We start from the raw sequence: 21,031 nt of genomic DNA on the forward strand, positions 1-21,031 counted from the left end.
ATGATCAAGAAGAGTATAATAATTATTGGATTATGCATTGGATTGATAAGTGCGGCCGGGGCCCAGGAAAACTGGCAGTCGGTCACCGATTCCGACAAGGTGTTCCAGGAGGGCTATGTCCAGGTGGTTGGCATGTCTGAAGAAGGGCAAAGTCGCTACCGGGCCTTGCGTGCAGCGCAAGTGGTGGCCCAACGTGATTTGCTTGAAGCCTTGCAAGGGTTGACGCTCACGGGGTCGACATCGGTAAAGGACGGCATGCTTGAATCCGATGAAATCAAAACCAGCGTTGAAGGATTTTTGAAAGGGGCCACCAAATGTGGTCAAAAATATTATTCTGACCATCGCTATGCCGAAGTGTGTATGCGCGTCAACATTCGTGGCCGGGGAGGGGTCTACGAGACCCTGTTGCCGCTGGTTAAAGAAGATCGGCTGATCAAGGAAAAAAAACCGGCCTACGAACCGTCACCTAAGGAAATTACCGAGGCCACGGCCAGCGCCGGATCAATGGAAGCGTCAACGGGTGAATCAAAGCCGGAAGTGGCGGCCCCGACAGAAATCCAAAATCCCCATGACGGCCTGATTATCGATGCCCGTGGCTTTCAGTTCCGGCCGGCACTGGTCAACCGGATCTTAACCGAGAATGAACAGGTTGTTTTTGATCCCTCCAAAATTTTAAGCAATGTATTGGTCGAGCGTGGATGTGGTGGGTTTACCACCGACGATGGAAAAGCCAAGGCCCTGCTTGACACCTGGGGCAGCAAAAATCCCATGCTGATCCGCTGTGTTGACGTATCTAATTTTACTGAAGCCAAAATTTCCAAGGATGATGCCGCTGCGGTGTATGTCCACGATCAGAAGTCCAATTTATTGGCCCAGGCAAGGGTTGTATTTCTTCTGAAATAGGTCACCGATATGGATGGACTATCAATCCAAAATAAGTGCAAGCTTATGTTAATACAGCGGCGAATCAATTGGATGCTGTTGATTGTCGGGTGCCTTATCTGGGGCGTGTCAGCTTGCGCCCCAACCCAAACGACCACCGATGCGACATCCATCGACGAAGCAGCACTGCCGACAACATTGGCAGTGCTGCCGATCCACTTTCTTCCCATTGAAAAAGAGGTGGCCGGAGATTTTCCCATCGAGGCCGATAGCGAAAAAGGCCAGTTTGTGGCTGAGTTGGCCCGGGGGGTGGTCCACAATCAATTGGCCGGCAAGGGATACGACATGCGTGTCCTGAGCAAGGTGGATCAGAATCTGGGGGATGATGCCTGGCAAGACCTGGCGCCCGAGGCGATTTGTGAGAAACTCGACGTCGACGGGATCATTTACCCTGAAATTGTTACCGCCACCATGGTTGCTGCCGTAGCCTACGATCTATTCAAGATCGAGGCCAGGGTAAAGATGTTCAATCGAACGGGGACGGAATTGGGTGCCTGGAAGGAAAGCGCATCGAAACGCAAAATCTCCCTTCCCACCAGTGTGGTTGGGTTAACGGCCACAGTGGTGGGGGCGGTGATCGATGAACCGGCGAAAAAACAGATGCGCCTGGTCATTTATGATTGGGGGTATCGGGTCAGCAAGTTTGTGCCGGACAATCCCCAGGGAACCCGTTTGCCCGAGATTGTGTCCGTGGAGTCCAACATTGACAAGGACGTGTTTGCCGCCGGTGATTCAATCAAGGTTCAGGTTAAGGCTGAAAAGGATCTGACCTGCTCATTTGATCTGGGTGAATTTAAAACCCGGTTGCCCATGGCGCCGGTAAGCGATGGCCTTTACCAGGGGGTATATGTGGTTCAAGCGGGCGATCAGATTGCCGGACAACCCCTGAGCGTTCGTTTGCGACGCCCCAACGGTGTAGAGCGGGTCTGGATCGAGGCGGGAGCGAGTGTCACCATTGACGGCATTCTGCCACCGGTCCCGCAGAAACTCACCGCACAGGCCGGCCATGAAGGGGTGCAGTTGACCTGGACCCTTCCCCAAGGGGAAGCGTTGAAGGCATTTGTGGTTGAAAAAAGCACCACCGCTGTGGGCGACTTTAGCGTTCTGGCCCAGAGCAAGCAACTGCAGTTCCTGGACAGTGATGTTTCTCAGGGGCAGACCTATTATTATCGGGTGTGTACCGTTGATTTGGCGGGCAATCATTCCGCTTATGGACCAACAGTTCCGGTCACGGTGCCATTTTTTGATGAGATGCCGTTAACTGCAGTCTTATCCGGCCACTTGGTCCCCGGTGTTTACCGGTTGGCAGAGGATGCGACAATTGCTTCCGGTAGCGTGCTTTCCATTGGCCCCGGCACGTCGATTATTTTTGAGGGTGACAACCGTATTGTGGTGGACGGCATATTGCGTGTTGCCGGTTCAAGCCAGCGTCCAGCGGTTTTTGAGGGCCAGGGGTGGGGGGGGATTGTGGTGACTTCCCGCGGGCAGGCCAAAATAACCGATGCCGTGTTGAAAGGTTGCCGTCCCTGTCTGGAAACCGCTGGTAACGCGGAACTTGAAGCGGTATCCATAAAGGGTGCCCAGGGAGACGGCCTTGTGCTCAAAGACAACGGCATCATGTCACTGAACCATGTCGATGTTTCCGGGTGTGAGCGTGGGGTGGTCATTGCCGGCGGCAAAGGGGCCATCAAAGAGAGTGTATTGAGCGGTAACGGCGTTGGGATGGATATTACCGGTGGGGATGTTGTATTGCATAACAGCAGCCTTTTTGATAATTCCCGGAAGGAATTGCAAACCAGCCGTAAGGTGGTGCTGGAGGGCAACTATCTGGGGGCCGCGGCTGTTGCGGATGTCAAAATGGATGGCGATATCCTGATCAAAAGTTTTCTGGACGCGCCATACCCGCACGGCCGAAAGGTCGTCCTCATGGACGATAAGGCGATTACGCCGGAAGTTTTGGACCGTCGTTTCGAGGATCATAAACAAAAAGGAATTGAGGCGTTTACAAATCGCCGATACGGTGACGCCCACCAGGCACTGGTCGCTGCGCTGGAGATCCGAAAGGATCCTGAAGTGTTTCTCTATCTTGCCTATACGCAAAGCAGTTTGGGCGAAGAGGACAAAATGGCCGATACCCTGGAGCAGGGCATCGCTGCATTCCCTTATGAAGTGCGTCTTTATCAGCTTTATATCAAATACCTGGCTGCCAACGGGCAAAAGGAAAAAGCATTGGGTTTATTGGATCGGGCCATAAAAATGAACCCGGACGATCAGAACCTGTTGTTTATGAAACAGTACATTGGATCCGCGAACCAGTAGCTAAATAGCGGCCAACGTCTAAAACGAAAGTGTCTGGACTCAAGACCGAAACGGATAAAGGTTTCCCCATGAGACGCTTCCTCCTGCTTTTTGGATTGCCGATTGCAATCCTTTTTTTTACCATCTCCACGTATGCCGACATGTCCGCCGAGACCTTGGAAAAGGAGCACTTGGCCAGATATTGCATCAACTACGCCAGTTACCTGATCGATGTGGGCAAGTATCTTGAGGCACTGGAAAACCTCGAAACCGCCGCCGAAACCACCGGGGTAGCCAAAACCAGAACTGACGCGTTGCTGTCCAAGGCCACGCTGCTGGCCTCTTTTCTGGATGCTCCGGAGCAGGCGTTGAAGGTTTACCAGGATCTTGCCCAAGGAGATGATCCGGCAGCTGAAATTGCCGCTTATCGGGAAGGATTTTTGCTTTTTGACCTTCAACGTTTCGAAAAGGCACGTGCCAGCCTTGCCCGATACCGCAAACGATTTCCCGAGGGACGGTTTCGATTTCAGGCCGAAGCGCTTGAAAACGAGATCGCCAGGCAAACGCCGCCTTCCCCCCCGACGCCGCCCACACCCACACCCACACCCACACCCACACCCACTCCAACACCGACCCCGCCACCTACACCTGCACCCACACCACCGCCTGTTGAAAAACCGGAGCCGCCGATGCTGCGTGTGCGTGTGGCCTACACCACGAAGGATGCGCAAATCACGGGTAGTACCTTGGTTTGTGCCAAAGGCGTGGGGTGCAAGCAGCGTTTTACATTGCGGGTCAAAGGGGGGCAATTGCTGGTCAACGGGGTGAATGCACCCACGGTTCCATTGGTCTTCAAGAGTGAACAGCCCCTTACGATTATCACCAATAAAAAAGAGAAAAAGCTGCGCGGACATTTGGTGGCCAGCATTCGAAGTGGCAAATTGCTGGTCAACAATGTGGTTGATATCGAAGATTATCTGCTCAGTGTGGTACCATCGGAAAATCCAGCCTCATGGCCCATTGAAACGCTCAAGGCCCAAGCCGTGGCTGCCCGAACCTATGCGTATTATCAACTGTTGCATCGCAAGACGTGGGCCTACGATCTAGTGGATTATGCCGGTGACCAGGCTTATGGTGGGATGGCCAAAGAACATTCGCGCAGCACCAAGGCGGTCAACGCCACCCAAGGCGTGGTGTTGACCTTTAATGATAAACCCATCCTGGCCATGTTCAGTGCCAACAGTGGCGGCTATACCGCCGATGCCAAAGCGGTTTTTGATCTGTCCAAACCTTACCTGGTTGCCCGGGAAGATCCGGCAAGTCTGCATGGCAGCATGGCCCAGTGGACGCGTAAGTTCAGTGTCACTCAGGTGGTCAGTGCCCTGGCAAAGATAAACATCAAAGCCGACGGGCTGACTGCCATCGAAGCCGCCCAAAGGGGGCCATCGGGGCGCATCATCAAGGTCCGTCTGGTTTTTGCCAATGGGAAACACAAGGTACTACGCAATCGTCCCACCTTGCGCCGGGCGCTCGACCTGCCTGAGATTCTACATGACATTGACAAAGAAGGTGATACCTTTATATTTCATGGTCATGGGTGGGGCCATGGCATCGGGTATTCCCAATGGGGCAGTGCCCACATGGGCAAAGAGAAAAATTACCGGGAGATCCTGGCGTTTTACTATGGTGATGTCAAGCAGGATAAACTGTGGTGATATGATAAAAAAAGATCTATTGCGAATGGGTTGTGATTCCCTAAAAAAGCGTATTGGCCTTTTGTCTAATCGATTCAGGTTGAGACCGGTTCGGGGCGCCATCCTGACGTGGGCCTTGCTACCCATCGTTGTCCTGACTCTTTTGCCTTTGCAGGGGGTGGCTTCCGACTCAACCGAAGATGTGGTCAGGCAGATTATCGAGTTTCAGGAAAAGCTGGCAGGTGTCAATCAACGCATTGAAAAAGAGATGTTGCTCGCCGACCAAGGCCTCGATGCCACAGCAAGCGGCAAGCGGGTGGCCAAACTCCGCGAACTGAAATTCATTTATCAGCGTTTGCTCAATGCGTTAAAGCAAGGCACGAGCCTGGCTGCCGATAAAAATCGCCTGGAAAAGGCGATGGATAGCGGTCAGGCATTTTTGGTGCCCGGGCAAAAACCCTATGCACTCAGCCTTTACGACAGTGTGTTGGACGAAATCGCCGACTTAAATCAAGAACAAAGCCTTTTGCAGGCATCCATTAACAATGCTCAATTAAAATTGGAACAAAGCCAGCAGGAACTTGAAAAGGCACAACAGCGCTGGCGCCGCCTTAAGGAAAAGACAGCCAGCAACCAACCCCAAGGATTCAGCGATGATGTCCAATTGGTCAGTGCCGAACTGGACCGTGAAATCGCCGAGGCAAATGTTGCCCTGGCGCAGGAACGCTTGAACGACTATCAGAACAAAGTCGATCTGGTGTCCCTCAAACAGCTGGCGTCCAATCGCAAGCTGGAAACCATCCGCAACGATCTTGCCTTTGATCCGGCTGCGCTGGATAAGGTCATGGCAGAGATTGACGCCCAGAAAGAACAGGTTGATCAGTATCTTCAAACCGTTATTGATGCGCAGAAACGATTTGAGACCCAGTGGCAAACGGACCAACGGTATGACCAGAAAAGATCCGTCGTTGAGCGGGCACACAGCGCACGCCAGGCATGGCAGCACGCCTACGAAACCACTTTACAACAGACCGAGGAGATGACCCAACTGCTCAGCCGCCAACAGCAGCTATGGCATTATCGGTTCGCACTGCTCAAAGGCGATGTGGCCGTAGATGACCTGAATCTTTGGGAAACCGAAGCCACGACCACGCAGCAGCAGGTTCAGCAGGCCATCCGATCCTACCAAACGATTCAGGTTCGTCTTCAGGCACGCATTGCTGCCGTAGAGAAGGATTATGATCATCTGGATTCAGCGGCAAAAAAGTATGCCACCTACCAGTTGGAGGCCTTCAAGGAGACCAATGCGGTTGGTCAGGTTTATTTTTCAATGCTTCTGGTAACCGAGCAATTGTCTTCACGGCTATTGGATGAGATCAATATCCAAGACCGTCCTGTCTCGCTTGGAGACAGGATTTCCGACGCCGGATCACAATTCAGTGTCCTGTGGAATTTCGAACTGTGGGTTATCGATGAGCATGGCGTGACCGTGGGCAAGGTTGTCACCGCATTGGCCATTTTGATTATCGGCGTTTTTCTGATCAAGCGGGCCACCCACTTTCTTGCCGGGCGGATGGAAAAGTCCAAGTTGGGACTGAGCAGCGCCGCGGCTGTAGAAAAGCTGATGTTCTATTTGGGATTTTTGCTGGTGCTGCTTTTTGCCCTGAATACCGTCAATATCCCGTTGACGGCCTTCACCTTTTTGGGCGGTGCATTTGCCATTGGTGTTGGTTTTGGTGCCCAGAATCTGATCAACAACTTTATCAGTGGTTTCATTATCATGGCCGAGCGGCCGATTAAAATCGGCGACATTCTTGAAATTGATGGTCAATGTGTACGGGTGCAGGAAATCGGCGCCCGGTGCACCCGGGTGAGAACCGGGCAAAACGTCCACATCCTGATGCCAAACAGTAGCTTCCTGGAAAAGGATATCATCAACTGGACCCTGTCGGACACACGCATCCGGACCAGTGTCGTGATCGGTGTGGCCTACGGCTCTCCCGTAGAACAGGTGACCGAATTGCTGATGGAGGCTGCGGAAAAAATAGAGCGGATTAGAAAAACACCCAAGCCATTTGTCGTTTTCGATGAATTTGGGGATAATGCTCTGATTTTTGAAATCTATTTTTGGATTCTGGTTGAAAACGTGATTGAAAAAAAGAAAATCGCCAGTATGCTTCGTTACGAGATCTATGCACTTTTTAATGCGCACGACATTGTCATTGCTTACCCGCAACGAGATGTCCACCTGGATACCATCACCCCCTTGAAGATTCAATTGTTGGATTCGGTCGGCAGAAAGGAATGAAATGATGGGCGGTTTTTTTAAAGGGCTATCGGTATTCTTTTTAATCCTTCTGACAGTCGGCCAAGTGCGTGCCGATCAGACTGCCAGTAAGTGGGTCTCGTTGCATGTCGACTCAAAGGAGCAAATCAGAAAGATCATTCAATCCGAGGTGGAACGGCGCCAAGGTTTTTCGACCAAAGACGAAGACAAACTGATTACATCGCTGGTGGAAGCGGAACGGCGGAAAGAGGCCTCCGCCTACAAGGCTGCCGTTGAAGCGGCGACCAGTGAATATCGACGGGCCAAAAAACGGCTGGATGGTCTGGAGGGGCAATTTCAGGAGGCGTCCTACGATTTTGAAGAACTGAACAAAACGGTTCTCAACATCAACACCACGATGGCAAATATTGATAATCAAATTGCCCGCTATCAAGATGATAAAAAACGCCAACAGGATAGTTTACGCAAGTGGCTGAAAACAAAAAAGCAGGGAGAAGTGGCGGTTGCGGTGATTTACACCAGGGGATTTCGTGACACCGCCCATGAATTGGAAAGCCTGGCCGATCAGGTATCGGCACCCCTGATGGCCAGACACATGGGAACCTATATCCAGTCTCGCAGCAATATCCTGAACAATGTGTTGACCAAGGATTTCATCCGGGCCGTCGAAGAGGGAACGGCCAAATGGAATCGTGATGAACCGCTTTTGTTTGCCCTGATGAAAGGCCCCCAGGGAACGACCTACCTGCGGATCAAACGCTATGAGCTTTATCCTTATCAAGCGCCGGATAGCAAAACCAGTAAAACCGTTCGTTCAGGCAAGGATGCCAAGGCGCGCATTCTGACTTCCATGGACGATTTGAAAGCATTTCTAGCCGTGAACAATTTTTCTTCTTCCGGCTATAATTTCGGCCGTGTGGAAAGCATTTTAAAGGACATCGACCTGATCAACCGCCAGGCGGAAGAAGATCATAGAGAACAACTGATCTCTTTTAGTGAACGGATCGAAAATTATGAGCGGAAGATCGCCAGTGCGCGGAAAGACAAGGAGTTCCAGCGCAGAAATTTAACGGGTAAACAAGAAAAGTTGGCGCTGGCAAAAAAAGATCTTGAAGTGCTGCGGCTGAAAAAAGAATCTGCCCAGATGGCTTTTCAGGACGCCCAGACGACCTTGCAGGAGAAAAAACGGGTTCATGAGTCAATCATCATAAAAACTAGCCTGGTGACGGTCAAACGATCTCAAACCCCTGCCGAAGCATCGGCTGAAGCCGTCAGCGAGGGCTTGAAGGATGTGCTGAATGACGCCCGATTGCAGCATTCCAGTTCCACCACCGATGTGGTGGGGGGAAAACTCGTGGCTGAAGATCAAACCCAGTCGATGACCGATGCGCGGATTCTGGCCTTGTGTCCGATTTCTTTTCTCAATGAAGGTGACGCCATCCGTGTTAAAATGGCATTCCGGGTTCGAACGGTGCTCGACGACCAGCCGGTAACGGCGAAGACGGCAACCGGCAAAGTGACCCGATCGTCTTGGATGGTGGGCAAGACATCCCCCAGTTCATCAGTCAAAAAGCCAAGCAATGGTTCGGATCATAAAAGCCCGAGTATAAGTAAAACCAAACCGGAGTCCGGAGGGATCGATGTTGCGGCCAGAACCCCTGCCGATACCCAGCCCATACTTACCCGCCAGCCGCCTGGCGGTTCCAAACCCATCATGTCCGCCGAGGCATTGGCCTGTGTGTTTGACCTTCAAAAAGTCGACCGATCCGGTAAGAATCTGATTTTTTATGTAAGAGCCACCAATACCCACACGAAAACCCAATATTTGTTATTTTACGATGAAACTTGCGAATGTGATCGATCGATGATCACCGATGCTAAAGGCAAGCCCGTTAACGTCAGCAATATCTATCTGTGGCAGGATGATAAAAAGACCAGTGTGGTTGATGCCCATCGCGGACTGGCCATGGAGCCGGGAAAACACCTTGATATCGAACTGGTGTTCGATTACACGCCAAATGCAAAAACACTGGTGATGAAGCCCATCATTGGTACCCGTACAATTTTTTATCGCTGGTGGTCCGAGGATGTAACGTTTAAGAACTTTGATTTGCCCTGATACGGTTTCTTCGGGAAAACGTGAAAACAAGCGCTTATCAAACGATTAATTTGCTGTGTTGTTGCCTAAAGGAAGCATTATGTCCAAACCAGTACTTTTCATTTTTTTATTATGGTGTTGCCTGGTGCCAGGAATCGTTCTTGCCCAAGGCGCAAAAAACCAGTCCCAGGCATCCATTATTCTGACGACCGAGGGCGAGGCCTGTCTGGGACAAGAGCACTCGCGCGAGGAGACCGTCAAACTGGCCCATGCCCACGCCAAACGGGCCGCCACTGAAAATGCCAAGACCCATGTGACCAGTGAATCCTCCGTACTGGAAGGCCAACTTCTGGATGATCTGATCGCCTCCTACGCCAAGGCGTCGGTGCGGGTCATCGAAGAACTGGAGAAGGCGTGGTTTCAAACCCAGCCTGAAACCGGCTTTGTTGATTCATGCTATCGGGTCAAGCTCAAAATGGAAGTGATTCCAATGCCGATGGAAACGGGCTCCAAGCCCGATGGTAACACAGAATCGGCCCTGATGAATCCCAAGGCGCCGCTTGCCGTTGAACTGTGGACAGACAAGGACGTCTATCACATCGGCGATACAATGGTTTTTTATTTTCGGGGCAATAAGCCGTTTTACGCGCATGCGGTTTATCGTGACGCAAACGACAACCTGATCGAGGTCACGCCCCATGACCGTTCCCGGTACTACTCAGGCGGCGTAATTTACCAGATCCCAGACGCCAAAGATACGTTCACGCTGAAGATCACACCGCCCGTGGGTAATGAGCATCTGATCCTGTATGCGTCGACCCAGCCCATGGCAGGCTATTCCGGCCAGGCGGCCGGAGGGATGCTGGTGATCAACCAACCGGCCAAGCCAATGGGGGTCGCCACCCGGGGGTTGACGGTCCTACAAACATCAGAAACCGGAAGCCAGGGGGCAAAAGCCGAGTTTGCCGAGGTCAAGGCTGCTGTTCGAGTTGAGTAGGCCCCAGCTTATGCAACCAGGGGGTAGACATGCACGGCGTGCTTGAATCGATGCCGTTCAAGCTCTCGAATCGGTGCTGAGATACTTGCGACACCCCTGTAGACTGGAGAGTTTGGGAAAGTCCAGCTCGGAGATCTTTCCGCCGGTTTCCTCCTGCAGTTTAACGATAAATTTGAGAAAATCAACAGAATCGAATTCGAACTGATCACGAAAAGGCAATTCAGCTTGGAGTTTATCCAGGGGAACTTCTGGGGCGACCTGTTTGATCGAGTCTAATATGATCCGATCAACATCTTTGTTTCGCATGTTGGTTCCTTTTGATGAAGCCGTCCAAAAGGCGGCGGGTTTCAAGTTCATCAGGCACTAAAGCGCAAGCGACACTTCGGTAACCCCCGGATCATCCGGAGCACGGCGCCGCTTGAAGCCCAGTGCGTTACATAGGGCCAGCATGGAACGATTGTCATTAAGCACTTCACCAAAAATATGGCGAATGCCACGTGTGCGTGCATAGTCGAGAATGCGTCGCATGAGCATGGGGCCCAGCCCAAGACCGGTTTTTTCCCTGCCCAACAAAATGGCGAACTCCGCTTTCTCGTTATCCGGATCGGCACAGAATCGGACCACGCCGAATAAATCGCCTCCCCGGGGCTTATCTTTATCAGTCAACACTAAGGCCATTTCACGATCATAGTCGATCTGAGTCAAGCGGGCGGCCAAGTCTTTGGACAGCAATTTCATGGGATGCAGAAAACGAAGGCGGATATCTTCGGGTGGCAGACTGGCGAAAAGCCGCTGAAAAGCCGGTTCATCTTCGGGCCGAATAGGCCTGAGCAACATCGGTTGTCCGTCGGGCAGCTCAATTGTTTGTTCGAGTTCCGCAGGATAGGGACAGATAGCCAAGTGCCGACCGGCCAGTTTGTTAACCGGTTGGATCCGCAAACGAGCATCCAATGCCAATGCCCCGGCACAGTCGCATAAAAACGGATTAATGTCCAGCGTTAGTATTTCGTTAACGTCACAAACAAGTTGAGAAATCTTAACCAAGGCGACGACAATCTGCTCCACATCCACTCGCGGAACGTCCCGGTAACCCGCCAGCAGGCGAGAAATTTGTGTGCTTCGAATCATCTCGCGGGCCAGATTCATATTCAGTGGTGGCAATGCGATGGCGCGGTCCATAATGACCTCGGTGGCGGTACCGCCATGCCCGAAGAGCAGTACCGGCCCGAACTGGGGATCGACATGCATCCCCAGAATCAGTTCATGGGCATGGTCTTTATGAATCATCGGCTGAACGCTGAATTGAAGTGGAAGGGTACCGGTTGTGGCCTGATCTTTCAGATGCTTCTGCATCCAGGTTGCCCGCTCCTGCACGGCATCGGGGGTTTCCAGGCCCAGGGCCACGCCACCGACATCTGATTTATGAACGATGGCAGGGGAAAGCGCCTTCAGTACCACCGGACCGGCTATTTCCGAAGCCAGGCGCGCCGCTGCTTCAGGGGTGTCTGCAACCCTTGTCGGCACCACTGGAATATCATAGGCTGACAGCACCGCTTTGGCTTCGGTTTCCAAGAGCCATTCGCGTTTTTGGGCCAGTGCCCTGTCAATGATGCTGTGCACCGCCTCTATGTCTGGCGTAAATGCCTTGGGGATGTCCTGCGGTACTTCCATGAGCATGGCCTGGCTACGCTGAAAACGTACCATCTGCATGAATCCCCGTACGGCTTTGGTCGGGGTTTCATAGGTGGGGATGCCTTGCTCCCGAAACATCTGCCGTGCCTCTTCGGCCGGGCCTTCACCAATCCAGCAGGCGAGCACACCGCACCGGCGGGTATATGGGGATCGCTGTTTGACTGTTTTAAGGACTGCCTGGGCCGCATCAAGGCTTGAGCCGATGGCCGTGGGGCAATTCATCACCAAAACAGCGTCTACACCAGGATCTTCCATAATTGCATTGAGCGCCTCTGAGTAGCGCTCGGGCGTGGCGTCACCAATGATATCCACGGGGTTGCCATGGGACCAGGTGGACGGCAATGCCGCATCCAAGCGATCCATGGTGGCCTCGGACAGTTCAGCCAGGGTCCCTTGGCGATACATCAATGTGTCGGTGGCCATGACTCCGATGCCGCCGCCATTGGTCAACAGGGCCAGCCGGTTACCGGTGATCGGCTGCAGCATTCCTAAGGTGGAGACGGCATCGAAGAGGGCTTCCAGATCATTGACCCGCAGAATCCCCGCACGTTTGAATGCCGCCTCGTACACAGCGTCGCTGCCGGCCATGGCGCCGGTGTGGGAGTTGGCAGCCGAGGCGCTCTGGCGGTACCGTCCAGCCTTGACGACAATAACCGGTTTGATGCGGGCTGCCGCGCGGGCTGCGGACATGAACTTGCGGGCATGGGTAATGGACTCGATGTAAAGCAAAATTGCGCGCGTGTGGTTATCGGCGCCGAGGTGGTCGAGCATGTCGCCGAAATCCACATCGGCCATGTCGCCCAGGGATACCAGATGCGAAAAGCCGATCCGCCGGTGGGTGGCCCAGTCCACCACCGTGGCCAATAGGGCTCCGGACTGGGCCACAAAAGCCAGTCGGCCGGGAAGGGGCTGGATGTGGATAAAACTGGCATTGAGACCTATGCGCGGCAGCATCAGACCAAAACAGTTCGGACCGACAATACGCATCAGATGAGGCCGCGCCGCTTCGAGCATGGCGTTGCACAGGGCCTGGCCCTGGGCACTACCCCCCTCACCGAAACCGGCGGTGATCACCACGGCGGCCTTGGTGCCGCGGGCGCCCAATTGGGCGATGATATCGGGTACGGAATCCGGCGGGGTGGCGATAACCGCCAGATCCGGGGCGTTGGGCAGGCTGGCCACATCCGTAAAACAGGGATGGCCGTTAATTTCGGATCGCCGGGGATTGACCAAGTAAACCTCGCCCTGAAATTCGGCGGCAAAGATGTTGTGCAGGGCCACCGCACCAACGGTGCGTGGCTTGGCACTGGCACCAATCAGGGCCACCGATGAGGGGTTGAAAGCAAAATTGAGGTTGCGTACACTCATTGGCTTGTCCTTTTCAACTAGGCCTTGATCCATTTGCATCGCAGATCTTCGTTGTTATATTCAGCAAGCCCCATGCCAGGCTATGCCAAGAAGAAAATCCCAATAAACAGGTAGATTATGAAATGAATGGCCAAGGGCCGATCGCCCCACTGTAAAAAAATCCGCCAGGGTGTAAAGATGATGTTGCAGTCCTTGCATGAAACGAAAGCGCGCTAAGAGCCTGTTCAGCCTGCTCAACGAAGTTTCCGGCGGATAATTTTCCCGGCCTGATTTTTAGGCATGCTGTTGGTAAAGACGATTTCCCGTGGTGCCAGGGCCGGCCCCAACCGTTGCCGTGCAAAGGCCATGATTCGTCTACACAGACCCCGATCCGGACTGACGCCCGGATGCAGGCGGATGGTTGCCCTGACCTGTTGGCCGAGGGTATCGTCGGGCACGCCGACTACACCGGCCTCATAGACATCCGGATAATCCAGCAGAACGCTTTCCACTTCAAAGGGGCTGACCAGATGGCCGGCTGTTTTGATCATGTCGTCAACCCGTCCCACAAACCAGAAGATGGCGTCGGCATCGCAGCGGACCAGATCGCCGGTCAGATACCAGTCGTCTCTGAACCGCTTCTGGTAGCGGTCGGTATTCCCGATCAGGTGCCGAAACATGCTTGGCCAGCCGGCACGAAAGGCCAGTTCACCGATTTCTCCAGGCGCGCAGCGTGTTGCCTTGCCGGTGGACGGGGGGCGATGCAGCACCGCAGTCTGGATGCCGTCGACACATTTTCCCATGGCACCCGGTTGGGGGGGATCTTGGGGATGGTTGGCAATCATGATCCCACCGGTTTCAGTCTGCCACCAGGTGTCCCGAATCGGAATCCCCAATGCGTCCTGGCCCCATTTTACCGCTGCAGCGTGCAGAGGCTCGCCCACGCTGAAGATCAGGCGCAGGGCGCTCAGGTCGTATTCCTGGCAGGCGGACAGCGGCAGGGTCATCAGGCGCCGCAGGGCCGACGGTGACGTGTACCATATGTTTATGCGCTCTTTGGAGAGGATTTGCAGCCAGCGACTGGCGTCAAAGTCGGCCTCGTCGAGGATGGTGGTGACCCCGGCCATCAGCGGGGCCAGAAAACCATACACCACACCGGTTACCCAGCCCGGATCGGCCGTGCACCAATAGATGGCTGGAGGCATCAGATCAAGCACCTGACGGGCGGTGGCCAGATGGTGCAGGGCCGCGGCATGGACATGTACGACACCCTTGGGCATTCCCGTGGTACCACTGGTAAAATGGATCAGGGCCGGTGTTTCCGGGTCGGTCGGCGGCATCGTGAATGTATCGCAAGATTGATCCATGAGACCTTGCAGGTTTTTTACATTTTGCTTTTCATCATCAGGGCCGTCGATGAGCAGGATGTGGGCCAGGTCCGTCAGCCGTGGTCGCAGGTCATGAATTTTGGCATACTGACGCTGTGTGGTCACCAGCACGCTAGCCCGACTGGCAGACAGGCGGTGCAGGATCGGTTCAGGCCCATAGGATGCGTACAAGGCACAGAATACGGTTTTGGCTTTTAAGGCGCCCAGGGCGGTCAGATACAACTCCGGCACCCGATTGCACAAGGTGGCGACCACCTGCCCTGGAACCAGCCCCAGGCCTTTGAGGGCATTGGCAACCCGATTGCTGTCCCGCTCGAGTTCGGCAAAGGTCCACTGCCGCGTTTGGGATGTGCTGGAAAGCCAGCGCAGGGCCACGTGATCCTGATTCGGGCCACAGGCGTGGCGGGTTACGGCGGCATCGGCCATGTTCAGGCCGGGTCCGGATGCCTTTTGCGCCAGTTCTGTGCGGATGCTTTGCCAGGGAGCGCCGACGGCCGCTGCCTGCAACAGGGGCGAGGGCAAAAGGTGGCTTTGTTTTTTTTCCTGATGTCGGTCCGCCTGTTTCTCCATGGTTCGGATTTCCATCCTTCAGGTTGGGGTGCCTGCCCATTGCCCATCCAGAAATGACCCGTTCTCCTGATTCTGGATCGGCACTGCCCATCAACCGTAGTGTGACACATATTTTTCAGGCAATCCATATGCCATGTCAAAGTCTTTTCAGTGGAATCAAAATATAATTATAATTCAATGGGTTAGGAAGGTAAAAAATCAAGTCGGCCCCGTTGCGTTGTAAAAAAAACCGGCACCTTGTAAAGTGGTATTCTATCTATTTTAAAGTCGATTTCATCCTTCATTTGACATTTGGGCGTTGGCATTTGGCATTTTTCCACTTTCGGAAATAGTGCTTGTTCAGCAGCGGCCTATTTTTGATTTTACTTGCGATTGCCCTGGGGTGTTTAGAATTTCGTGTTGACAACTCCTGATTGAGCCGATATATTCCGAAAAAACGATATGGAGAAGATGATGAAAGAATTTATCCGTGTCATGAAGGCGCTTTCCGACCCCACCCGGGTGAAAATACTGAAAATATTGGAGCGTCGTTCCATGTGTGTTTGCGAGCTGCAGACCGCTTTGGGCAGTGCCCAGTCCACTACCAGCAAGCATTTGAAAATACTTGAAGATGCTGGTCTGACGGCATCTCATAAGGACGGATTGTGGGTCAATTATACGTTGGCCGATGGCCGTCAGAGTGCCTATGCGGCATCGGTATTGGGGAATCTGCGCCACTGGCTCAATGATGAGGCCGAGATTTCCGAGCTTATGGAAGGGATCGACACCATCGATCGTTTCGAGATTCTGAATAAGAACTAAATTTTTTTATCCTTTATATATGAGTAAATCACGATATATAAAATTTATGTCCCGCCCATGCATAATGGGGAACATAAAATGGGGAGTAAATGAACATGAGTGAAACGATTTCCATGACCCCATCCGGTCAAACGGTGAATGACACCATCGAATCTGAGGAGCCCAGCCTCATCGACTGGCGGGACATGTGGAAACCCCTGGCCTGGATCGTGGGTGGTTTTCTGCTGTTCTTTTTTCTGCCGGTGGACAGTGGCCGTTTTACCGGGGCGGTGATCGAGTCCCTGGCCCTGGCCAAGTGGTATGCAAAGGAGCATGTGCTGTTATGTCTGGTGCCGGCTTTTTTTATTGCCGGCGGGGTGGGCGTTTTTGTCTCCCAGGGATCGGTGATGAAATATCTGGGCGCCGGCGCCAGCAAGATACTTTCCTACGGGGTAGCCAGCGTCTCCGGATCTGTGCTGGCGGTCTGCTCCTGCACGGTATTGCCGCTTTTTGCCGGCATCTGGAAACGGGGGGCGGGCCTGGGGCCGGCCATCGCTTTTCTTTACTCGGGGCCGGCCATCAATGTGCTGGCCATCATCCTTACCGCCCGCATTTTAGGCCCGGACATTGGTGCGGCACGGGCCGTGGGTGCGATTTTTTTCAGCGTGATCATCGGGTTGTTCATGCACCTGATGTTCAGGCGCGAAGAAGAGGCCAATGCTGCGTCCGCCATGTACATGCCCACGCCCGAGGTGGAGCGCCCCTTGTGGCAGACCACCCTTTTGTTTGCCGCCATGGTGGGGGTGCTGGTGTCCGCCACTTGGGGGCGGCCGGCACAGGCAGGCAGTTTCTGGTCGGCCGTGTTTGCCGTCAAGTGGCTGCTGGCCGGTGGCTTTGCGCTCCTGCTGGGTATTCTGATGGTCCGCTGGATGCACGTGAAGCTTTACAAACTGGTTCTGGCCGGTGTGGTGGTGCTGGTGCCGGCGCTGATGGTGCCGCAATATCCGTTGATCGCCTTTTCCGTGGGACTGATCGCTTTTACGACTCTGCTGACTACCACCCGGGGTGAAACTGAATCCTGGTTTACGGCATCCTGGGACTTTGCCAAGCAGATCATGCCCCTGCTTTTGGCCGGTGTGCTGGTCGCCGGCCTTTTGCTGGGCCGCCCCGGTGCCGAAGGCCTGATCCCTTCAGCGTTGATCAGTTCTCTGGTGGGGGGTAACAGCCTGTGGGCGAATCTGTTTGCCTCGGTGGTGGGCGCGTTCATGTATTTTGCCACGCTTACCGAAGTGCCCATTTTGCAAGGGCTTATCGGTGCGGGCATGGGCAAGGGACCGGCTTTGGCCCTTCTGCTGGCCGGTCCGGCGCTCAGCCTGCCCAACATGCTGGTCATCCGTAGCGTGTTGGGAACCAAGAAGACTGTGGCCTTTGTGGCCTTGGTGGTTGTCATGGCCACTATCAGTGGTCTTATTTTTGGTGGTTTGGTAACGAGATAGAAAACAAGGAGTAAGAAATGGATATCAAAGTATTGGGACCCGGATGTGCTAAATGTGAGAAGACGGAAAAAATCGTCAGGGATGCGGTTGCCGAAAGCGGTGTGGTGGCAAATGTTGAAAAGGTGACCGATGTCATGGAAATCGCCGGATACGGGGTGTTCGGCACACCGGCCGTGGTCGTGGATGGCGATGTCAAGTGCGTGGGTAAAATTCCCAAGAAGGCTGATGTCCTCGGGTGGATCAAATAGCGAGCTGCACAAAAGGATCGATAGCCGAAAAGGAGATACCACCATGCGGATGTTAGCCGAATTTTTCCCTGAATTTGCCGAAATGCTCGATGAAATGGATGCCCTTTATGCCCAGAAACGGAGCATTGACGAAAAAACCTACCAGAATATCATCAGTTGTGACTGCCAGAAATAAAATGGGCATGGCCCAGGGGAAAGGTCATGCCCCAGTAGGAGATCCAGAGCAGGGCAGATGGAACTGTTCAGTACTGTGGGGTACAACGCCCCTCAGTGCTGACTATATCGGCGACGAGGTCGGTAAGCTAAAGTCCTTTTTTGGATAGATGGACCCCAAATGGGGTTTCAAGTGTTGTATGGATAAATAATTATAGTATTTTAGAAACTGTATCCAATGGAAAGATGAAACCGGCCGGCCGATTCATTCTCTTCGCGGTCTAGCTTGTGGCCGTACAGCAGCCCCATGGGACCAATGGGAGTGATGTAACGCAGGCCCATTCCGACGGAAGATCGGAATCCATTTGATCCGTCTTCCGATGGGGTGTTTTGAACGCTGCCCATGTCAAAAAAGGTCGTCAGTTCGAAATTCATTCCCAGATCGATACGCGCTTCTAAACTGCCAACCACGGCCCGCTTACCACCGACGGGATCCCCATTGGCATCGTAGCACAGCAGATTTTCCTTGTACCCGCGCACATCTTGGATACCGCCCAGATAAAAGAGCTGGTCGTCGGGCACCTCGTTGGTTCCGCCATAGGAAATGACCTGGCCGAACCGTGCCAGGCTGGCGAAAGTAATGCGTTCAATGGGCGTCAGATAGTAACGGGTATCAAGTTGGTAGCGTACGAAATTGTCCACTTGCCTTTGGATTCCCTTGGAGATGTCTATGCTCAAAGACGACAAAACCCCCCGTGTCGGCCTTACGAACGAATCGCGGCTGTCGTAGCGTATGTAAGGGGTGGTTACAACAATCGTACGGGTGTCTTCTTCGGTTTCGTCCGTGGACTGGCCGTCGACACTGAACTGATCCCTTTTTTCCAGACGGAAACTCAGCGCCGTGGTCCAATGATCGCCCCATTCTTTGCCAAATGAAAGCGTGCCGCCGGTGGTACGGGTTCCGAACGGCTGGTTAAACTCGGTCAACTCCTCGTGAAAGGCGCCGATGCTGGCCGTGATGTGGGTCCCTATAAACCGCGGTTCGGTCAAGCGGGTTTCCAGGCGAAATCCGGTTTCGCTGATTTCACCACCGGCCCAAAGATCCTTGTTCAGGCCAAAGAGGTTATGATCGCCGATTTTCGCGCGGCCATAAAAACCGCTGTCCGACTCATAACCAAGACCTATCTGGGTATAGTAAGGTTTGGCTTCCTCGATATCCACAAACTGGTAGACCGTTTCGGCCTTCTCCTTCAATCCGATTGTACGATAGCTGACATCATGGAAAATAGCCAGATCCCTGAGGTTGCGCTGGCCGTCGTGCAGGGATCGCAGTGAAAGCGGTGTGCCGGGTTGAACCTCCAACTCACGGCGGATCACATGCTCGGCCGTCCGCAGGTTGCCGGATATGAATATATCACCCAGGGTGACCCGGGGCCCTGGGTCGACGTGATATTCGATGTCTGCCTGGGTGCGGCCGGTGTTGACGGCGGCGCTGGCTTCCACCGCCACATGGGGATACCCTTCTTCAGAGACCAGGCTGGAAATGGTTTCCTTGTCTGCATCCAGCGCGGACTGACGAAACGGCTGACCGGTTTGGTGGGCCAGAGCGGGTTTGATTTTCGCCGACGAATCCGCGGTGAGCCCCGTGATGACGATGGAACCGACCAGGGTCTGAGGTCCCTCCTCAATGTTCAGGGTCACGTTGGCCTGAGTTTTATCCTGGCTAAGATTGACCGTTGAATTCACATCTCGCTCCTGGAAGCCTTGCTGCATATACAAGGTGGTCACCGCGTAAACATCTTCTTCCAGGGTTTCGGGCACATAGGCGCCATCGTGAAACAGGTTGGGGGGGCGGGTCAGTAATTGTTTTTTTATTTTTTCTTCTTCAATGCGCTGGTTGCCGGCGATGTCAACGGTTTCGACCTTTGTCTCCGCCCCCTCCTGGATGACAAACTGTAATTCGTACGTTTCCAACTGTGTATCGGGTACCTGGTTTTTCTCCACCTTGATATGGGGCTCGAGAAATCCGGCTTCACGATAGCGTTGTTTGATATTTTTTACACTCTTTCTGATCCCTAATTGTCTGCGGTTGCCGTTTGAATAAAGGACCAAATCCTTTTTTAGGGTCAGGTCCCAGAAACGCTTGTTACCAAGAAAACTCACCGTGTAACGGGGACCTTCTTTTATTTTTACAATTACATCCACATGCCGGCCGTCGTTGGCAAGCGATTTCTGGGCGGTTAACTCGGCATCGAAAAATCCTTTTTCACGGTAATATTTCAATAGGTTATCTGTGTCTTTGTCCAAGCGGTACTTGCTGAATCGACCGCCGGGCAACAGCGAGGCGCGCCAAATACGCATGTGTAGTTTGAGCATGGTCGCTGAAATGCCTTGGCGGCCATCGAAGGTCAGGGTGCCCAATCGATAGTGGGCCCCTTTTTGGATGTCGACAACAAGAACCGTGTTTTCGTCCTTTTCCCGGGGCTGGGTCTGAATCGATACATAAGGGGCGATATAGCCTTCTCTTTTATAGCGTTTGACGATGGCTTTGGTTTGTTCGGAAAGATCTTTCTCCGTGTATGGATCGCCCGGATAAAGGGTCATCTGGTTAAGAATATCGGATTCGAAAAGGGGGTAGTTGCCCTGAATTCGGATATCCTTGATGTATTTATAGGGCGTTAAGGTGTACACCAGCCGTTCGCCCTGGGATGTGGTCTGTGAATCCACATGGATGGCGGAAAACCGATGGCTGAGCCGGATGGCATCAAGGGATGCGTCGATGGCGTCTGGAGTGATGGTATCTCCGGGCTGCAGAACAATCAAGCGACGGGCCAGATCCTCATAAAACGCTTGGCGGTTGGACGGCGCGTTAATCTTTACCTGAATATCACTGATTTTTTGATCGGTGCTGTCCGGCATGGCGGCATTGGTTGCCGGCGCCACCTTTTGGGCTGCCGACAGACCAATGGCGGGAGCCAGGAGAATTGCCAGGGTGATCACCCAAAAAACGATCCGATTTACCTTTTCAGCCTGATGCATGC

General features: G+C 53.4%; 14 protein-coding genes. 10 read left to right on the forward strand and 4 right to left on the reverse strand.

Annotated elements, in window-relative coordinates; genetic code table 11:
- The 6 genes from Dvar_RS04845 (at nt 1) to Dvar_RS04870 (ending at nt 10,316) form a co-directional block, all read left to right on the forward strand.
- Nucleotides 1-903: a hypothetical protein gene (locus tag Dvar_RS04845; protein ID WP_419660576.1), complete on the forward strand. Its 903-nt coding sequence runs from the start codon at nt 1-3 to the stop codon at nt 901-903.
- A 45-nt stretch (nt 904-948) separates the two neighbouring features.
- Nucleotides 949-3,261 (forward strand): hypothetical protein, encoded by a 2,313-nt coding sequence (locus Dvar_RS04850; protein ID WP_419660577.1) that lies wholly within the window; start codon nt 949-951, stop codon nt 3,259-3,261.
- A gap of 68 nt (nt 3,262-3,329) precedes the next feature.
- Nucleotides 3,330-4,955, forward strand: a complete 1,626-nt coding sequence (locus tag Dvar_RS04855; protein WP_419660578.1) for a SpoIID/LytB domain-containing protein — start codon at nt 3,330-3,332, stop codon at nt 4,953-4,955.
- 1 nt (nt 4,956) lies between these two features.
- The gene (locus Dvar_RS04860) at nt 4,957-7,242 is read left to right on the forward strand and encodes a mechanosensitive ion channel domain-containing protein (RefSeq protein WP_419660579.1); all 2,286 of its coding nucleotides are present in this window, start codon (nt 4,957-4,959) and stop codon (nt 7,240-7,242) included.
- Between the two features lies 1 nt (nt 7,243).
- Nucleotides 7,244-9,340: a hypothetical protein gene (locus Dvar_RS04865; RefSeq protein WP_419660580.1), complete on the forward strand. Its 2,097-nt coding sequence runs from the start codon at nt 7,244-7,246 to the stop codon at nt 9,338-9,340.
- A 79-nt stretch (nt 9,341-9,419) separates the two neighbouring features.
- Nucleotides 9,420-10,316, forward strand: a complete 897-nt coding sequence (locus Dvar_RS04870; RefSeq protein WP_419660581.1) for a DUF4384 domain-containing protein — start codon at nt 9,420-9,422, stop codon at nt 10,314-10,316.
- Between the two features lie 57 nt (nt 10,317-10,373).
- Here the strand turns inward: Dvar_RS04870 and Dvar_RS04875 are convergent, their stop codons facing one another.
- The 3 genes from Dvar_RS04875 to Dvar_RS04885 form a co-directional block, all read right to left on the reverse strand.
- A complete protein-coding gene (locus Dvar_RS04875) occupies nt 10,374-10,622 on the reverse strand; it encodes an acyl carrier protein (RefSeq protein ID WP_419660582.1) in 249 nt (82 codons plus the stop codon).
- Nucleotides 10,623-10,679: 57 nt separating this feature from the next.
- Nucleotides 10,680-13,376 carry a bifunctional acetate--CoA ligase family protein/GNAT family N-acetyltransferase gene (locus Dvar_RS04880; protein ID WP_419660583.1) on the reverse strand — a complete coding sequence of 899 codons (2,697 nt, stop codon included), beginning with the start codon at nt 13,374-13,376 and terminating at the stop codon, nt 10,680-10,682.
- Nucleotides 13,377-13,609: 233 nt separating this feature from the next.
- Nucleotides 13,610-15,313 carry an AMP-binding protein gene (locus Dvar_RS04885; protein ID WP_419660584.1) on the reverse strand — a complete coding sequence of 568 codons (1,704 nt, stop codon included), beginning with the start codon at nt 15,311-15,313 and terminating at the stop codon, nt 13,610-13,612.
- 450 nt (nt 15,314-15,763) lie between these two features.
- On the opposite strand from Dvar_RS04885, the gene Dvar_RS04890 reads away from it, so the two are divergent.
- The 4 genes from Dvar_RS04890 (at nt 15,764) to Dvar_RS04905 (ending at nt 18,012) form a co-directional block, all read left to right on the forward strand.
- Entirely contained in the window at nt 15,764-16,114 is a 351-nt protein-coding gene (locus Dvar_RS04890; RefSeq protein ID WP_419660585.1) for an ArsR/SmtB family transcription factor, read from the forward strand.
- Between the two features lie 95 nt (nt 16,115-16,209).
- Nucleotides 16,210-17,589 (forward strand): permease, encoded by a 1,380-nt coding sequence (locus Dvar_RS04895; protein WP_419660586.1) that lies wholly within the window; start codon nt 16,210-16,212, stop codon nt 17,587-17,589.
- A 17-nt stretch (nt 17,590-17,606) separates the two neighbouring features.
- Nucleotides 17,607-17,837 carry a thioredoxin family protein gene (locus tag Dvar_RS04900; RefSeq protein WP_419660587.1) on the forward strand — a complete coding sequence of 77 codons (231 nt, stop codon included), beginning with the start codon at nt 17,607-17,609 and terminating at the stop codon, nt 17,835-17,837.
- A 43-nt stretch (nt 17,838-17,880) separates the two neighbouring features.
- Nucleotides 17,881-18,012 (forward strand): hypothetical protein, encoded by a 132-nt coding sequence (locus Dvar_RS04905; RefSeq protein ID WP_419660588.1) that lies wholly within the window; start codon nt 17,881-17,883, stop codon nt 18,010-18,012.
- 200 nt (nt 18,013-18,212) lie between these two features.
- On the opposite strand, the gene bamA is transcribed toward Dvar_RS04905, so the two are convergent.
- Nucleotides 18,213-21,029: an outer membrane protein assembly factor BamA gene (gene bamA / locus Dvar_RS04910; RefSeq protein ID WP_419660589.1), complete on the reverse strand. Its 2,817-nt coding sequence runs from the start codon at nt 21,027-21,029 to the stop codon at nt 18,213-18,215.
- Between the last annotated feature and the right edge of the window lie 2 nt (nt 21,030-21,031).

It is taken from the genome of Desulfosarcina variabilis str. Montpellier, from assembly GCF_048565275.1.
Taxonomy (GTDB): Bacteria; Desulfobacterota; Desulfobacteria; order Desulfobacterales; family Desulfosarcinaceae; genus Desulfosarcina; species Desulfosarcina variabilis.

What these genes read in the sequence shown, in the direction of transcription:
- Dvar_RS04880 (WP_419660583.1), bottom strand. Translation starts at nt 13,376, where the DNA reads ATGAGTGTACGCAACCTCAATTTTGCTTTCAACCCCTCATCGGTGGCC.
- Dvar_RS04855 (WP_419660578.1), top strand. Translation starts at nt 3,330, where the DNA reads ATGAGACGCTTCCTCCTGCTTTTTGGATTGCCGATTGCAATCCTTTTT.
- Dvar_RS04865 (WP_419660580.1), top strand. Translation starts at nt 7,244, where the DNA reads ATGATGGGCGGTTTTTTTAAAGGGCTATCGGTATTCTTTTTAATCCTT.
- Dvar_RS04885 (WP_419660584.1), bottom strand. Translation starts at nt 15,313, where the DNA reads ATGGAGAAACAGGCGGACCGACATCAGGAAAAAAAACAAAGCCACCTT.
- Dvar_RS04875 (WP_419660582.1), bottom strand. Translation starts at nt 10,622, where the DNA reads ATGCGAAACAAAGATGTTGATCGGATCATATTAGACTCGATCAAACAG.
- bamA (WP_419660589.1), bottom strand. Translation starts at nt 21,029, where the DNA reads ATGCATCAGGCTGAAAAGGTAAATCGGATCGTTTTTTGGGTGATCACC.
- Dvar_RS04845 (WP_419660576.1), top strand. Translation starts at nt 1, where the DNA reads ATGATCAAGAAGAGTATAATAATTATTGGATTATGCATTGGATTGATA.
- Dvar_RS04895 (WP_419660586.1), top strand. Translation starts at nt 16,210, where the DNA reads ATGAGTGAAACGATTTCCATGACCCCATCCGGTCAAACGGTGAATGAC.
- Dvar_RS04900 (WP_419660587.1), top strand. Translation starts at nt 17,607, where the DNA reads ATGGATATCAAAGTATTGGGACCCGGATGTGCTAAATGTGAGAAGACG.
- Dvar_RS04860 (WP_419660579.1), top strand. Translation starts at nt 4,957, where the DNA reads ATGATAAAAAAAGATCTATTGCGAATGGGTTGTGATTCCCTAAAAAAG.
- Dvar_RS04890 (WP_419660585.1), top strand. Translation starts at nt 15,764, where the DNA reads ATGATGAAAGAATTTATCCGTGTCATGAAGGCGCTTTCCGACCCCACC.
- Dvar_RS04870 (WP_419660581.1), top strand. Translation starts at nt 9,420, where the DNA reads ATGTCCAAACCAGTACTTTTCATTTTTTTATTATGGTGTTGCCTGGTG.
- Dvar_RS04850 (WP_419660577.1), top strand. Translation starts at nt 949, where the DNA reads ATGTTAATACAGCGGCGAATCAATTGGATGCTGTTGATTGTCGGGTGC.
- Dvar_RS04905 (WP_419660588.1), top strand. Translation starts at nt 17,881, where the DNA reads ATGCGGATGTTAGCCGAATTTTTCCCTGAATTTGCCGAAATGCTCGAT.